16 protein-coding genes are annotated in these 15298 nt (G+C 57.4%); 2 read left to right on the top strand and 14 right to left on the bottom strand.

Translation table 11 applies throughout. The features are described from left to right. Nucleotides 1-3: 3 nt before the first annotated feature. From EYV96_RS09665 to EYV96_RS09700, 8 genes are all read right to left on the bottom strand, one after another. Complete coding sequence (locus EYV96_RS09665) at nt 4-327, bottom strand: hypothetical protein (protein WP_131151204.1); 324 nt, start codon at nt 325-327, stop codon at nt 4-6. 105 nt (nt 328-432) lie between these two features. Next, nucleotides 433-744, bottom strand: coding sequence for a hypothetical protein (locus EYV96_RS09670; protein WP_131151205.1), 312 nt, complete (start codon nt 742-744; stop codon nt 433-435). A 130-nt stretch (nt 745-874) separates the two neighbouring features. Continuing rightward, nucleotides 875-1120, bottom strand: a complete 246-nt coding sequence (locus EYV96_RS09675) for a hypothetical protein (protein WP_131151206.1) — start codon at nt 1118-1120, stop codon at nt 875-877. Nucleotides 1121-1170: 50 nt separating this feature from the next. Continuing rightward, on the bottom strand, nt 1171-1584 hold the full coding sequence (locus tag EYV96_RS09680) for a hypothetical protein (RefSeq protein ID WP_131406473.1): 414 nt from the start codon (nt 1582-1584) through the stop codon (nt 1171-1173). 108 nt (nt 1585-1692) lie between these two features. After that, nucleotides 1693-2127 (bottom strand): DUF4826 family protein, encoded by a 435-nt coding sequence (locus EYV96_RS09685; RefSeq protein WP_131151208.1) that lies wholly within the window; start codon nt 2125-2127, stop codon nt 1693-1695. A 542-nt stretch (nt 2128-2669) separates the two neighbouring features. Next, on the bottom strand, nt 2670-2996 hold the full coding sequence (locus EYV96_RS09690; RefSeq protein WP_131151209.1) for a hypothetical protein: 327 nt from the start codon (nt 2994-2996) through the stop codon (nt 2670-2672). A 116-nt stretch (nt 2997-3112) separates the two neighbouring features. Beyond that, nucleotides 3113-3808, bottom strand: coding sequence for an alpha/beta fold hydrolase (locus EYV96_RS09695; RefSeq protein ID WP_131151210.1), 696 nt, complete (start codon nt 3806-3808; stop codon nt 3113-3115). 474 nt (nt 3809-4282) lie between these two features. After that, nucleotides 4283-5107: a hypothetical protein gene (locus tag EYV96_RS09700; protein ID WP_131151211.1), complete on the bottom strand. Its 825-nt coding sequence runs from the start codon at nt 5105-5107 to the stop codon at nt 4283-4285. Nucleotides 5108-5660: 553 nt separating this feature from the next. Here EYV96_RS09700 and EYV96_RS09705 point away from each other — a divergent pair. Then, nucleotides 5661-6311 carry a hypothetical protein gene (locus EYV96_RS09705; protein WP_131151212.1) on the top strand — a complete coding sequence of 217 codons (651 nt, stop codon included), beginning with the start codon at nt 5661-5663 and terminating at the stop codon, nt 6309-6311. Between the two features lie 292 nt (nt 6312-6603). Here EYV96_RS09705 and EYV96_RS09710 read toward each other — a convergent pair whose 3' ends face one another. Both EYV96_RS09710 and EYV96_RS09715 read right to left on the bottom strand, forming a co-directional pair. Next, nucleotides 6604-7020 (bottom strand): hypothetical protein, encoded by a 417-nt coding sequence (locus EYV96_RS09710; RefSeq protein WP_131151213.1) that lies wholly within the window; start codon nt 7018-7020, stop codon nt 6604-6606. A gap of 117 nt (nt 7021-7137) precedes the next feature. Then, a complete protein-coding gene (locus EYV96_RS09715; protein ID WP_165488641.1) occupies nt 7138-8022 on the bottom strand; it encodes a LysR family transcriptional regulator in 885 nt (294 codons plus the stop codon). 181 nt (nt 8023-8203) lie between these two features. Between EYV96_RS09715 and EYV96_RS09720 the strand changes: the two genes are divergently transcribed. Further along, entirely contained in the window at nt 8204-8572 is a 369-nt protein-coding gene (locus tag EYV96_RS09720; protein ID WP_131151214.1) for a nuclear transport factor 2 family protein, read from the top strand. A 1041-nt stretch (nt 8573-9613) separates the two neighbouring features. On the opposite strand, the gene EYV96_RS09730 is transcribed toward EYV96_RS09720, so the two are convergent. The 4 genes from EYV96_RS09730 to EYV96_RS09745 all read right to left on the bottom strand — a co-directional run bounded on the left by EYV96_RS09730 (nt 9614) and on the right by EYV96_RS09745 (nt 14463). Then, a complete protein-coding gene (locus EYV96_RS09730) occupies nt 9614-10030 on the bottom strand; it encodes a DUF4279 domain-containing protein (protein WP_131151216.1) in 417 nt (138 codons plus the stop codon). A 542-nt stretch (nt 10031-10572) separates the two neighbouring features. After that, a complete protein-coding gene (locus tag EYV96_RS09735) occupies nt 10573-11163 on the bottom strand; it encodes a cytochrome c oxidase assembly factor Coa1 family protein (RefSeq protein WP_131151217.1) in 591 nt (196 codons plus the stop codon). 2580 nt (nt 11164-13743) lie between these two features. Next, nucleotides 13744-14136, bottom strand: coding sequence for a hypothetical protein (locus tag EYV96_RS09740; protein ID WP_131151218.1), 393 nt, complete (start codon nt 14134-14136; stop codon nt 13744-13746). Nucleotides 14137-14247: 111 nt separating this feature from the next. Continuing rightward, nucleotides 14248-14463, bottom strand: a complete 216-nt coding sequence (locus EYV96_RS09745; RefSeq protein ID WP_131151219.1) for a hypothetical protein — start codon at nt 14461-14463, stop codon at nt 14248-14250. Nucleotides 14464-15298: the final 835 nt, after the last annotated feature.

Consider the following 15298-nt stretch of genomic DNA (forward strand, 5'->3'; position numbering starts at 1 on the left):
CCGCTAGCCGCCGCGACCCGCATATAGAAACGTAGCGGGCACGTATGCCAGGGCTGCGACACCGAGCAGACCGCTGATCACTACGACCCGCCTTAGACGCCTGATCGTCACGCGAATGTCCGCCGGCACGGGCTGGCGAAACAGCGGCGTCCAGTTGAGTGGCCCTATGCCATAGAAGGCCATATCCAGGCCCGAGGCATAGAGTGCCTTGGCGTATTCGGGATGAGCCCGCGTAATGCCACCCCAGGCTTTGCCTGCGATGAGCATCAGGTACCACCGGCTTACGATGGCCGCGAAACCTAACGTCATGGCTGCGGTTACGTTCACGCTTGCTCCCTTCGCCCTGAATTCGCGCCTCGCCGTATCCGCAAACAGCGCCTGAGGGGTCAGAATACTTTAGGGCGCCCGACCCGGGAACCAGGCGAATCTACGCTACGGCAGCCTGAATTTGCGCGTGGTGCGAGTCGGCCAGATTGACGTGAACTGGGCACCACCTGACACGCGAAAAGCAGCGGAAACGCCGGCCACAACACCTTGCGATTCCAGAACATCTCTTGCTCGCCGAAAGGCATGGCGCGGGTCAGACGTGAGCATAAAGAGATTGATCTCTTTCGGGCTGACGTCGTAGCCCTCCATTTCAACGGCATTGCCTAATGCCACCTTCAACTTTCCCTCGATTTCCGTGAGAAAGGCTTCGTCGGTCAGAGACTTTCGCCAGAGCTTGATGACGAGTTGATATTCCATAGGTCGATTGTAGGCCTAACTGTCCCGTTTTCGTCGAGCACCAGCCGGAGAATCTTGGCGGCATTGCGTGATTGCACCCTCCGGCTCTTGAAAGAACGATCTGCTTCGGGTCGAAAGCAGGCATTCGTACTCAGTAAACCCCGGCAGTCGCGTCAACGATGAAGTTGGCTTTGTTACGCAGGCACCAGTCTTTCAGTTCATCGTGAAGCGCCAGCCAAAGGCCTTTTGCCCATTCCGGCGCTTTGTCACGCCACGCATCTTCGCTTGGAAGGTAAGCCGTCAGAACTCCCATAGGAAGCTCCAAAACAAAGGAGCCTCCTGGTCCTGAGCACACAAGTTCTTCCTTCCATCTTGGTTGAAATTTAAACGTACTCATTGATCCCTCGCTAAGATCCGCTTTGGGGTCGAAAGCGAACCTCTTACTACTCAATTGAGGCTCTTTCGCCCAGGCGCACTCAGCGTCGCAAAAAGCTCTCCCACTGAAAGCCGGTCGTGCCAGATCTTCTCCAACGACAAGTGGTGGACTCGATCCAGATCGTTCGCGAGAGTCTCAAACTCTAGCGCGTCAGGCCAACCACCCACGGGATAGCGAGCCCGGTAAATGGCCAATAGCTCGTCATCTGGGCGAAGCAGGAGAGCTTGGCGACGAGGAATGGCAAACGCGGAGGCGAACAACCAAAGGAACTGACGGATGTCTTCTTTAGGCGAGCCGGGAAATTGCATGCGCCAGAGCTTCCCCATGCATTGCCTCCCTTGGTAGACCTCCACGCACTGGGGCGATACGAGAAAAAGCAATCCAACGACAACTGCAGCACCGAAGACAACGAGCAGAAGAACCACGATATTGCCTCCTGGGTAAGCGTCCGTTTTGGGTCGAATGCGGACCGCCGTTGCATGTGGATCTGGCCCAGATCGCAACCTGTGCGCCAGTCCGGACGCTTAGAAGAACTAAAGATCGCCCCATATCTCAGGATCGGCGGCCCACGCTTGCAGGGTTTCGGCGCGAGACGCTAACAGTGGGGCCATAATCTGCCAGTTGGTTGATTCGCCTATTGAGATGCCTGTTGTGGGTTCGCCACGGGCCATACGTTCGGCCAGATCACGCCAACGGGTTGCTATCGCCGCCATCGCATCGCGAGGATGCTGGATAGAGGCCGACGAAACATAGTCCGTTGGTAGGTCACCCGAAATGGCCCACCAGCCTACGCGACCTGGATTGGACTTGCTCTCAACGGCCCAGATCGCCACATAGGGTGCCAGATGCCAGGCCGGCCACTCACCAACTTGTCCGTGCACGACGCCCTGTTGCTGAAGGCAGGCGCACACGTCGTCTCGACGTTCATTGCACCACCGCTCTTCGGCTTCCGGATTGCCATAGTCCATTAGGTAACCTCAAGGTTTCACTTGTGGCTGATGTCCGCGATGGGTCGAATGCGGACCTTACGGCGCCTTGGCTATACCAGGGCCTTCCATGCCCAGGTCATCACCATCAAGACAACGAGCAATACCGCAAACCACAATAGCGAATGGCGAGTAGGCTGATGCAGCCTCGGTCGCGCCAGAGTCACCAGCACCAACCTCGACCCGGCGTAAGTCGCAGGGACCAGCACAAACGGCCAATAGCTGCGCAGCGTGCCAGCCCACCCCAGAGCCATGAACCCGGCAAGGGCCAGACAACCGTTGGCGAACATCATCGCCCATGGGCCATACCGGACGACCTCGTGGCAAGAGGGACACGCCCGGCCACTGATGTCGGCGGACGCCAAGAGACCGACCCAAGACATGTACGCCCGGTGATCACACAACATAGATCGCCCAACCCTTTTGAAACCTGCGATTGTGCAACTACGTCCGCTCTGGATCGAAAGCGTACCTTAGCACCTGGATCCAGCCGAACCTTGATGGGATTGAGCTTGAGTAAATCGTTAGGCCGCGGGTTGTCCGATAAAAAGAGAGAAAAGCCCAAAAAACAAAAGCAGGTAGATTAAAAAGTAAACCAGCATGGCGTCGGACAGCTTGGATAAGTAATTGTCGTTGAGCAGTCTATGCTCGCGTGCAACCAGGAACTTCAAGGTCGCCCAACCGGTGGCGATGTTATTGCGCAGGACTAGCGACGGCCTGCCCATGGCCTCGTACTTTTGTGGATGCGCTGCCTCAAGTCGATTGAAGAGCAGCTTGATGAGTACGAACCACACGACGACCATGCCAAGGAGGAGATCAAACATTGCGATCGATGGTGTCTGCTGATTCATGCGGATTGAACTCCGGCCTATCTACTGATTGAAAGGGAAACGGTATAGAGACTGACCGCTTCGGGTCGGAAGCGGAACTTACATGCGCGAATCACTACGTCCGCTTATTTGTACGGTCAACAACCCAGGCCAAGGGCAAACTCACTTACGGCTTTGGCGCAAGCCGCTGGAGCCGCCTGGAGCAATAGATGGGGCCCTGCAACGTCTTTGATAATGCAGTGCTCGATAGCCTCAGCAATTTTCCTGCTTGCGCGCCGATTGAGCAGCCTGTCGTTTGTCCCGCGCAGGTAGAGTACGGGCAGATCAACCAACCGACATACAGCCAATGCGTTTGCTCTCATCGCTGTTCTGGCGCGAGATCGCAGGACCTCGGGCAGAACTGTAAGCAACGCACTCTGGAGCGCCGCTTCCAGTTGTGGCGTAGCCCACCGGCCCAGCAACCACCAGGAAACCAAGGGCAATGGCAGTGCGCGCAGTGGCGCGAGACGCAGGAGTGGAGCAAACGGCGCAAACAGCGGCACCGGTGACTCTGCAAAGGTAGTGGAAAGGACAACCCCAAGCAGATTGGATGGGGGGTTCGCGGCGATGGAAAGCGCGATGGGACCCGAAAAGGACTCGCCCAGCAGAACGAACTGCGCAGTGGGGGGCAATTCCGATCTGACAAGCCTTTCCAGGGCGATGTAATCAAGAACCTGGTTCGATGGGTACGAAATGACGGCAACAGATTCGAATGCGGTGCGAACCGCATTCGAGAAGTCCGAGTGCAAGGTAGCCGTGCCGTCCAGGCCAGGAAGCACCACGAGTATTGTCATGCTGATTTAGCCATCAAAGACACGTCTATGTGTACTGGGCATAGGGTTCGCTCTGGGTCGAAAGCGGTCCCGAGAAATTCACTCAGTCAATGACCGGGGCTATCTGGTTTCGAGCACCCACCGAGAATGCTCAAGCAGAGGCCAAGGGCGCCTGAGGCAGCGACCCATATCCAGCTTAATCCGATTTCTGCGTGGAGCTGCCAAAGGAGCAGACCGCCAGTGGCCAACAGCATCCCGACGATCTCGGCCCACCCCAAGTTCGTATTACCAACCTGGAGTAGCTTTCCGTCATCTCGATTCACCCATCGCCTGATGCGGCCAAGAAGGCTCATTACCATTTCTCCCCTGCTAAGCGTTTAGCGATCCTGAGCGTCGGCCAGAGACTGCCCGTTCCGGGTCGAAAGTGGACCATGCACTCTCAAATCCTCACCCTCGCCAGGCCGGACGCGGCTCATGCCGCTGCAGCCGCCGGGCTCATTCGGCGCTCCCTTGCGGGTCGCCAATATGCATCCTTCCCATCCAGTAAAACAGCAGGCCAAACGATGCCTCGACGGGGCTGGCTGGTGATCGCTCATTTGCTGACATCAACACACCCACCGCTGCGATGACAAGCGAGACAGCCAGTGCCGTCCAGCCGGCCAGCGAAACGATCTTTCTACTCATGTCCGACCATACCGGCGTACCAGATCCACGTCGTCGCCAGGTGAACATCGTCAGGCACGCGCCGATGGCGATAGCCACTCCCGCTGCCGAGTTCACGCCTTTCGTGGCATCCGCACCAGCTGCCAACGAAAGCATGGAAACGATGTACAGAAAAACGGATAACGACCAGTAGACGAAAATCAACACACCGCGCGTGGAACCGTTTCCAGTGAAAGCTTGCCTTCCCGCCGATCGGGTCGAATTCAGTGCGCCGGCGGCCCGAGGCCCAACCTTCCCCTCCAGCACGTTCGTGAATACCTTCACAAAGCACACAAGCGTGAGGACGATAACTATGCCCATCGCTGCGGTTTGCAAGCACACAGTCAGCCAGTAGACGATGGGATGCTCATCGCGGTGGAGCACGATATGTCCGCCGGCCCGAGAGCCCGCGACAGTAGTGCCGGCTTCGAGGGCGTACAAAAGACCAATGATTCCGCCATAGACAGCGCGCGCAAACGCAACGCCTGTGAGGAACCAGGCCACCCTAGCTGCGCCGTTGCGCGCACCATCGGTAAGGGCCTTATTGAATAGGGTGATGGCAATGCCACCACACATGGCTCCCAGTGCGACATGATCCATTGTCGTCAACGTTGCCATTCATTCGCCTCCATGGTTCGACCCCTTCCATTGGCATTGAGAGTAAGCGGATATGCCGCATCCACTTTTGGCGATCAGTCGAAGCTTTGCCTGCCTGGTCAGCGCAGCGCTGGCTCGCCTTGTCCTCTTGCATTTCCGCCCGAAATCACTGTCGGTCAAGTTACGCAGCCACTTTCGACAGCTAAGGGGCAAAACTCTTCAACACCCAAGGAGTCAAAACACTTTCGGGCGTCCGACCCCGGAGCTGAATCTGGGAAGCACATTGCAGTTCGACCTCAGTGGCTGCCAGAGTTCGGTTCGCCGCTAGAACATTTTGCTGCAGGAGGAGTGTTCTGACCCCAGCAGGTCCTACCCATTAGGTCCTCGCTGTCCCCCGGGCGCGGCGTCATGCGCCCCTCGGCCAAGACTACCACCCGCGTTGGACGCCGCCCCCAAACGAGGGCCAGGCCCGGCGCTATCCCGCCCCATGACTCTCGACCCCCGCGTGACCAATGACCCATGGAAAGCCGTGGCGGCCCGCCTACTGTCGGGCTTTCAGACAAGGATGACCGTCATGGGGATGAAGCTGATTGCGGGCATCGTCCTGCTCACCGCTGCATCGGGTGCAATGGCGCACGATGCATTGCTGGCGCAGGCATTGGCGCGAACCGCGATGCCCGCGAGTGAGCTGCACGGCACGTTGAAAACGGTCACCACGGTACGTGGTGGCGACAAGCCGGAGATCGAAACCGAAACCCAGGATCTGGCAAGGTCACCCGACAAGGCGCTGGCTTCGTATGCCGAACTCAAGGAAGTGATTGGCCCAGACGCGCGCGTGCTTTCACGCGAAGCTGGACGCACGGTCTACACCTTCACCACGCGCCGCGTACCGCGCGGCTACACCGGGGGTGGCAGGGTGAACGTGAACACCAATAACAAGAATGAAGACGACGATATCAAGTTCGAAGGCCGCGCCGAAGTGAGCATGGACGCCAAGGGCGCGCCCTATGTCAGCCACCTCGATCTGCACATGCCGCAAGCCCAGGGCAATTTGCTCGCCAGGATCAAGAAGATCGACCTGAGCTATGCCTTCGCGCCGTGGCCGACCTCCGATGCCATGGTTGCTACCGCAGTGACAGCTGATGTCGATGTGCGCGCGCTGTTCTTTGTGCATCGTGATGTACGAGCGGAGTCGGTGCTGGTGACAGACGCTTCCACGAAGTGAATTGGGGCAGGTGGGCGTGGTCGCGCACCCCTGTTGCGTCCAGTACCTCTCGCCGATGCATCTCAGCGTGCATGCGATGTCGGTGCACACGGTGAACAGCTCAGCGCGGAAAGTGGTCGCTGGCAAAGCACAGTCGCACCCCCATGGCCGAGCTTTGCCTCCTGGCACCAAAGGCGCCCCACCGCCACCTCTCCGTCGCCGCAGCGAGGCGCTCTTGAAAGGCGGTCAAAAGCGGACATTATGGACAAAGGGATGGAGCCACACGGTAAAGGGCGTGGCCTTGAACAGCCTTTCAATCAGCGCGCTTGCTTCTTCGGGCCCTTTCAAAGCGTTTGCCAGGAATACCAACGTACTGGTCAATCGAGCGTCGCCCGTCTAAAGCCTCGACCGTAACGGAGAAGTGAGGCCCGGCGACAGGGTCGGTACCAAACCTTGCCGTCAATACCCTGATGTCCGATGGGTCCAAATTGTGTTCCTTCGCGAGATCAGGGAGGAGCTCGGCGAAGCGACGGACAGCGCGCTTGAGATTGGGAGACGCCGGGCTTCCAGACATTGAGCCCGTTATGAAATCGACGATGATGTGCCCTTCGGGCGAAGAGGCGGCTTCTCCAAAAATATCCACCGAATATATGCCCGCCATGAAGCACATTCCGCTCGCGAGCGAGTCCGCAAGATTGTGGCCGAATGATGTGAGTTCCCCGATCTTCACAGATTTCTCCTGCGACGTGCCCACCTTGGGTCGAAAGCTGACTTGCGTTGCGCGTGCAACATAGCCAAATCCGTGAATCCAGGACAGCCTCACACAATTTCCAAACCACAACGCTTGTCACGCCAGTCGCAGCGTTTCCACAAGCGCAGACAGTGCAGAAGGCTGATGCTGACGACTCGGGTAGTACATGAAGAAGCCGGGTATCGGTGGCGTCCAATCCTCCAGTACCCGGATAAGCCGCCGCTCGGCGATGTCCTTTAAGACCTGGTTTTCATAGACGAAGCCGAGGCCCGCACCAGCCAGTGCTGCCTCGATCACCAAATGGGTATCGTCGATGATGAGTGGGCCATTCACGTTGATCGTGACGGACTTTCGCCCACGCTCGAACTCCCATCGATAGGGGCCGCCCGGAAGGCGTAGCGATATGCATCGATGGTCGCGGAGGTCTTCAGGCTTCTTCGGCATGTCTCGCGACGCGAAATAGTCAGGCGATCCCACGACAGCCAGTCGCAACTCAGGCGTGACGCGCACCGCGACCATGTCTTTCTGAACATATTCGCCGAGTTGAATACCTGCATCGTATTCGCCAGCAACAAGATCTACCGGGCCAGTCACGGTCACAACATCGAGAACAATGTCGGGATAGGCCTCAGCGAATGCCGTCAGTCGCGGGAGCAATACCATGACAGCGGCGGAACGTGACATCACGACCCGAAGGCGACCTGCGGGGCGTTGACGGGCGCTTCGGGCCTTGTCCAGGGCCAGTGCTATTTGCTCAAGCGCTGGAGAGAGATCTTTCAACAGATCGGCCCCGGCAGCGGTTGGCGCGACACTCTTCGTTGTTCGGGCGAGAAGCTGTAATCCGAGCCGCTTTTCAAGCCCACGGATCGTGTGGCTCAACGCCGACTGTGACACGCCCAGCTTTCCCGCAGCTCGGGTAAAACTCCGTTCGCGAGCGACCATCGCAAAAGTGGCGAGCTCGTTAAGTTCGTTTCTCATCATTCATGAATATCACTCATGACACTGATACGCGCAACATGACTAGCTTCATAAGCGGCCCAGCCCTACGCTTTTGTCGGCAGCGTAACGCCAGGACATTTGGATGAAGCACAGGCGTTTGACGCCTGAAACGAATTAGCCGCGCCACATCAAATGCCCGGCGCACCCCATTTCGAGGGCAACCATGAATTCCGATGTTTCCGCTTTGCGATCGATCGCCCAGGCCTATTTCGACGCCGCTTATGAGATGGATGCCGAGAAATTTGCACCCCTCTTTGATTCATCCAGTTCCGTTACAAAGATTGGCGCGAACGGCAACGTGAGCGTGACGCCCATTGCAACGTGGCTGGATGCCGTACGCAACGCGCGAGCGCCAAAAGAACAAGGTTTTCAGCGCGACGACCATGTCCTGTCGATCGACGTTGAAAAGGATCTGGCGATCCTGAAACTGAAGTTGCAGGTTCCCCCGCACGCCTTCACGGACATGCTGTCGTGCCTGAGGGTTAATGGAACATGGAAGATCGTCCAGAAGGTGATGACTTCGAGCACGTGACGGTGTCTTCCGGGTGAACGGCTTGTCCACCAACCCTCTGCAAGTGGGGCTGAAAGGTGACCATCAGGAGGGTCTCCTTTGGGTCGGGAGCGGACCTTTCACGTCCAGCGGTCAGGTCGCCCTCGCAAAGATCTTTACCGGAACGAGCTTTTCCGGCCAACGAACACGACAACGACGCCAAAACCAGATGCAACGCCACTTGATGTTTCCGCATGCGCAGCTTGCCCAAAACAGCTTGCGAGCCCTAGGAATAGCCGTTGGCGATGCAGACCCGCACTCAAGACAGAGAACATAGCCTCCAAGGTAAGGCCGCGATCCTCTGCTCAGATCAGTCTCCACCACGAAAGACTTGTCGAGCTGGGCTTTATGCAGAACGGGTAGCTGGTTGCGGAGGCCTCGCTCTGCCTGCGTGACCGCTCGGTAGTTCTTTACCCATTCGTCCGAGCCAATAGGTGCCGGGTTGGCCTTAGCGAGCGCAGCGTGGATTGCCTCCGAGCGTCGGCTAACCTCGGCTTTCCCCAGGGCTTTCAGTTGTCGCCTGCGCTCGCTGTCCACTTCCTTCCCCAAGAAAGAATTGTGTCCGCTTCGGGTCGAAAGCGGACATTACCAAGCCTCGCGTTATGGCTCGCTCTTGTAGCCGGCGACGACGAAGTCCCACAGATCACGAACCTGCCCGACGCGCCATGGCTCGTCCCCGTCCTCGGGATTCCACAGAACGGCCAGCGCAAGTGACGGGCGCCAACCGAAGTAGTTTCCGACTCCATCGTCGCCGAACCAAACAACATCTTGAAGGTCCGGTGGGTACCAATCTTCCGCCCTTAACCAGGCGTTGACCGATTCAATGTCGCGATCGTTCGTCCCCGCCTCGGGAAGCACAAGCCAAACACCCTGAGATGCCTCATGACCGTCAGGCAAGTATCGAACGACGTCCGCAGGCAGTTCATGTCGCATTGGGCTCACGCAGAATGCTTAGGAGGAATGAGAATGGCACCACTGACTATGTCCGCTTTGGGTCGGAAGCGGACAGTCCCCATCACGCAACTAGGCTTCTGAGTGATCGTAAACGTCCAAGCCGAGCTCAATGCCTCTCTCGCCCAAAGCAAGCAAGTGCGCAGGTGGCAGGGAGAGCCCGTTGTTGGCGGAATTCATAAACAACCCGACGAAAAGGTCGACTCGGCAGGTCTCCCTGATCGTCGCCCAGGCAGCCATATCGCTGGTCAGCTTTCCAAGCAGCCCATCGATCTGTCCGGGCAAGTCTTCGGGTTCGGTCCGCTCAGCCCGAAGGCGCCACAGGCCGGTACGTGCGATGCGCACAGTCCCGGTGCTCTGGCCGACAATCTGCTCGCCTTTGCGCTCGCAAGCTGTTGGTTCACAGCCAAGCAATCTAGAGACATCTTCGGGAACAAGACAGTCACCGAAGATGCGGAGCGTTGCTTGTGAATGTCCGAATGGCCCCACGTCACCTCCCTCGTCCTCAATCCCTTTAAATCACCCCGGATCGACACTTGCTTTGTCCGTTTTGGGTCGAAAGCAGACCTTCGCCTGCTACTCAACGTTCATGTCTTCCACAGCGCCCTGTCGAATGCGCAAGACGTTTCCAAAGTTGCTCAGGTACGCAGAGCACGTGCCTTTTTTGCCCTTGCTTCCGACAATCGCTGCCACAGACGCCAAGCATTCGCCCTGACACTGGCTGCCGTCCGTACATGAATGCCCCGCATCGGTCGCTCTGAGATCACACATCTTCGGCTTGTCAGGCATCGGCAAACCCAGTGTTGTCCAATGCCCTCCTTTCGCCACGCAGGCCACCTCCGACTTTGGCACCTCGGGCTTCACAACCCGCGCAGCCGATGATCCGCAGGCCTGTAAGCAAGGAAGGAGAACAAGAAAAGCCAGATAGCGATTAGTCTTCGGCACCCTGTCGGCCCTCCTCTTGAATGGATTGTCGGCCATGTCCGCTTTGGGTCGGAAGCGGACATTCCTGGCGCACTCATCCACCAACACTATTGGCGAAAATCGATACGGCGTTTCGTGGCCGCATCCTCGAACACCGCTTGGTCCAAACGCCACTGGCCCATCTCTTTCACGGCCACGACGTAGACAGTGCCTTTTCCCCTGGGGCCCTCCGCACTGAACGAAAGGCTAGCCATTCCGTTGGCGCCCGACACTTGGATGCTTCCCATCGGAATACCAGTGGTGATCGGTGAACCCAGCATCTGAGTCGCCTCTTGATTGACCTGCAATTCGCTGGCAGCGAGCTTGTAGGCATCGGAGTGCTTCATGGTCGAGACAATACCGCCAAATAGCAGCACGAAAAGTACCGGGACAATGGTTCCCCACAGAGCCCACCTTCGTTGCGTGCTCTTGAATTGCTCGACGCTTTCCCAGCGCCGATTCTGCCAGGCCCATGCACTGCCTTTCGCGCCAAGGACGAACCACATGACGAGATTGACCAGTGGCACGAACATGAGGAGGGCAATGAAGGTGCTGTTTCCTATGCCCCAAATCCATGTGAGAAAAAATGCTCCCCAGTTCCAGCGATCAATCTCGGGTGGCACTATCGCTTTTGAACCGCCCCCTGACGTGTTTTCCATGTGCTCCCCAGAAAATTGAGTGTCATATCAAGCCGATGTCCGGCGTGCAGATTATTGGTGCTCTTTAAAACGTCCGCTTCGGGTCGCAAGCGGACCTTACGCTCTAGACTTCCGCATCGACCAGTTGACCCCGCAACCGGTCCCTAAAAGTGCTTTCGTTTACAGGGCTGGTCGAATGGCCCCATTCATTCCAGCGTCTATCAATCATGGCCACCCAGCCCTGGGTGGCTCGAACCAATGCCGGGTGACCGTGCCAGAAGATAGACGCATCGATTCACCGGGCAGCCAGGCCATTTAGGTCCTGGATCGAGCAAGCGCCTTCAAGTAGCGTCGCCCACCATCGAGCAGCCGGCGAAACTCGGTAACATGGACAGACACAAACTCTACCTTTGACGCTATTGGATTATCGGAGGGGCACGCACCTTGATGGCGTTCGTGAAACGAAATCAACGACAACTCCACTTTCGGTTGAGCGCTCATGACCGGGTGGACCTGATGCGTGCCAAACCTGGTACTGCGTGACCTTCCCGCTGTTGAGCAGGCCTACAATGTCCGTTGCTCCTTGTTCGTTCGTCGCGGCCGACGACAAGGTGAATGCGAAAACTGTCCTGCGCGCATCTTGACCCGTCCCGACTACGTATTGAACGGAGAAGTACCTCTCGCCGTCATCAGGCAATACGCAGTGAATGCCCGAAGTTGCCATGATTGGCTCAAGGGCTCCCGGAGGCAGGGGTGGCATTTGCCCTGACAAAGTTAGGGGCGAAACCTTCCCTCGAAGCACGGCTAGCAATACGTCTGCCTGATGCTGACCTATGGTCTGAATGCCGACGGCTTGCGCCAGGGCCAAAGTGCTGATCGTCAGGAACGACGCAAAACAAGTGACTCTCACAATAGACTTCACCATTACCTCCCCCGGTATCTTGATGACGAATAGTCTGCTTCGGGTTGTAGACGGACCTTAACGGTTCAGGAGACTAGTTGCAGACCACCACACCGCCATTAGGCCGAGCGCAAGTGAGAACCATGCCTGCCGGACTGTGGACCAGGATGCCTCTTCACGCTTGCAGCAGGCCGCCTGCAATCTCCCTGCGCTGAGGTTGGCCAGAAAACAGAACACCATCAAGAGGCCGCAAAAGCCGAGCAGTGCGAGTTGACGACTACCGAATGACGGGAGATGGTTTCCGTTGCTCCCGGGATTCAAAAGCAATCCCACCATTAGGGGAGACCAAAAGAAGGAAAGGGCGAACCACAACTTGTATTGGCGCATCACCACTCCCCTGTCCACAAAGATCGCACCTAAGGAGCCCACGATTCGATGTCTGCTTTGGGTCGAAAGCGGACGCTTAGTCACGGCCGCAAATTCGGCGTTAGCCCCACACCTTCCACCAAGGCTTCGGCCTCGAGGGAGGGGCCGGCGACAATCTATCGCTGCCGAAAAATGCCTCATCAGCCTGGGGGTCATAGACCACCAACGGGAATCGCTGAAGCAATTCCCATATGAACTGACCAACCTCAGCCGCCCTACTGAAGCTCATGCAAACGATCAGGTGCGTTGGCCCTTGATCAAAATCTGAGGACCAGGGGCTACCATCCAGCTCGGCATCGTCCAGGGCAGCCAGTGTCGGGTAGCGAAACGCCAGGGCACGCACAAACTGCGCAAGCTCGGGACTCTCCGCTCCCGAGTCCGCCCTGGTTCCTTCGCAGTAGGCTCGATATGAAGCTCGTATGTCTGCCTCGGAAATCCCAGGCGCATGGGCAAAAAACGCGAGATCGTGGCTCACACTTCCCCCTGAGTTGTGTTTTTCGGAGTGTCCGCTTAGGGTCGAAAGCGGACAGTTTTATTCACCAAAGATACCCATTCCAGCCTCACCAAGCTTGTGACCCAAGTTCAGTCGATCGACTGCATTGACTCGCCCAAGCGAGAAGCTTGTCTTATCAACATAACGCCGAAGGTGCTGAGCGAGAGAAAGTCGCTCCAGCCTCGGAAATAGAACCTCAGCTCGCTGCACCGTCTCTGCAGATGGCTTCGACAACCAAATGCCGTGCAGCTCAGGGATGGAAGACAAATCTTGAGGAAACGAATCGCCTATGCCTGCATCGTTAACATGGACGGCACTTCGGCTTCCGCACTGGTTGCACTCCCACTTCTCCAGGGAACCGAGCTTCTCTACGACGATCCAGCTTTGTGCGCCGCACTCGCTACACTTCATGCCGCCCCCTTCTTTTGAAAACTGTCCGCTCCGGGTCGGAAGCGGACCTAACGACCCGAATCCTATGTGCGGAGAAACCGCACGCAGGCCGCCGTTGAGATTGGCCAAACAAGCAAGTACCACCATGGCGTATGCCAGACTCGGTTGGCAGACTCTGGCCCTTGGACGAAGAGGGTTGCCAGAAAGATCAGCATGAGTCCGAGAAATGCCATTGCGTTTGACGCAAACAAGATCCTAATTGCGTGCCTCATCCCAATCCTCGCTCAACTGGGCCCGACAAGAGTGTCCGCTTTGGGTCGAAAGCGGACACCGCCATCACGGCAAGGCCAAATTTCGCCCAAGACCCTTGGCTCGATGTCAGCTCCGGCCGTTAGCTCGAAACCGCGAGTGTCGCTCCCTGCGAGCTAACTACAGCATCGTTATCCTTGATCTCGCTGGCGTAAGTGGCCGTTGCGCCAGACGGAGCCACCGTGACCGTTGCCTCGACTGAAATGAGTCCTGCTGCGCCTTTTGCCCCGGCCTGGATTTTCGCTGGAACACCTGCCCGTGTAATGACTTTCGGGTGCGCAAGAACCTTGCCGGACCGAAGGTCGGAAATGGTCGCTTCCACCGCATAGGTGTCGCTTGTGGTCCCTCGACTTACTCGAAGTTCGACCTTGGGACGCGCGTTGTTCCAGTCTGTGGCCGAGATGTCACCGGCGGGTTTCGCTGAAGCGACAGAAGAGAGCGCCAGCAGCACCGCGACGAGAGTAATCCTGTTCATACCTGCTCCTTGTTGGTTAATGACCGAACAATCGAACTGCAGTACAGCTTTCTATGAAATGTCCGCTCCGGGTCGAAAGCGGACCTTAGCGGACCTCTGACTGCACTTGTATCAGCGGCTGCTATCGAGCTCAGCGAAGCTGTTCACCCCATAGATCACTGAGCCAACGAATAGCAAACCGAACAAGGACCAGAAAACGATCCATGCCAGACGAACTCGCATCCGCACCTTATCGTCCTTGATCTTTCGCCGTGCGGCGTTCGCGACGCTCGCAGCCACGATGAAACCGATGACGATCAGCCAAAAGACTACTGCTGTCCAGTTCACGCGCCCCCTCCTGGCTACGCATACACCGTTTGCTACGACATGAGTGTCCGCTCTCGGTTGAAAGCAGACATTTCATTCGATCCTATGCCTGTTTACGGTCTCGCCCCTTATGGGCGAGAAAAGGTAGCAAATACAGAGCCGCAGCCTGAAACGCACCACAGGCCGTTAACCATGCAAGTTGCGTAAAAGGTGCGTCGAAAAATGCAGGCCATCGCCCATAGATCAAGCCCAAGGATTGGGACGATGGCAACGTAACAAGCGCTAACAATATGCCTGGCAGCAGATGCTCCGTAGCTGAGTTGCGCAGATCGATTTCGGTGTACCAGGCCCATAGGGCTGCCAGGAAAACTACGGCGCCATACACCCATGCGATTGTCCGGACCGAGCTTCTCATACCCCCCCCTGCGCGTAGAAGAAACGTCTTTTGAGCGCACAGTAAACTTTTGCGGTCAGACGTCCATCGAATTTAGGTCCGCGCTGGGTCGAAAGCGGGCATTCCAACTTCGCCGAAAGTCCTGCCTTGCAGCCCAACGCCTGACGGAGCCTCTGAAGCCATCACGATAACCAGAACGGCGGCCATGACGCCTACGAGAAGCGCCAAGCAAAGTGCCGGAGCTGACAGGAAACCGAAAAACCGAACGTTCCTGCCTGCAAAAACATAGCCGCACCTGGGGCAGCAAACTTTGGAGGAGGCAGCGGGTAGTGTAAAGCCGCTATAGGCGGCAACTCCGCCCCATAAAAGAGCACTTCGCCCTTCGAAGTGTGCTGAGCACTTCGGGCAGATTTCGTACTGAGCACCCATCTTTCCCTCCCAGTTTGCTTCTCGCGCCGTCCG

Origin of the sequence: Dyella terrae, assembly GCF_004322705.1 — a bacterium.
Lineage (GTDB): Bacteria > Pseudomonadota > Gammaproteobacteria > Xanthomonadales > Rhodanobacteraceae > Dyella_D > Dyella_D terrae.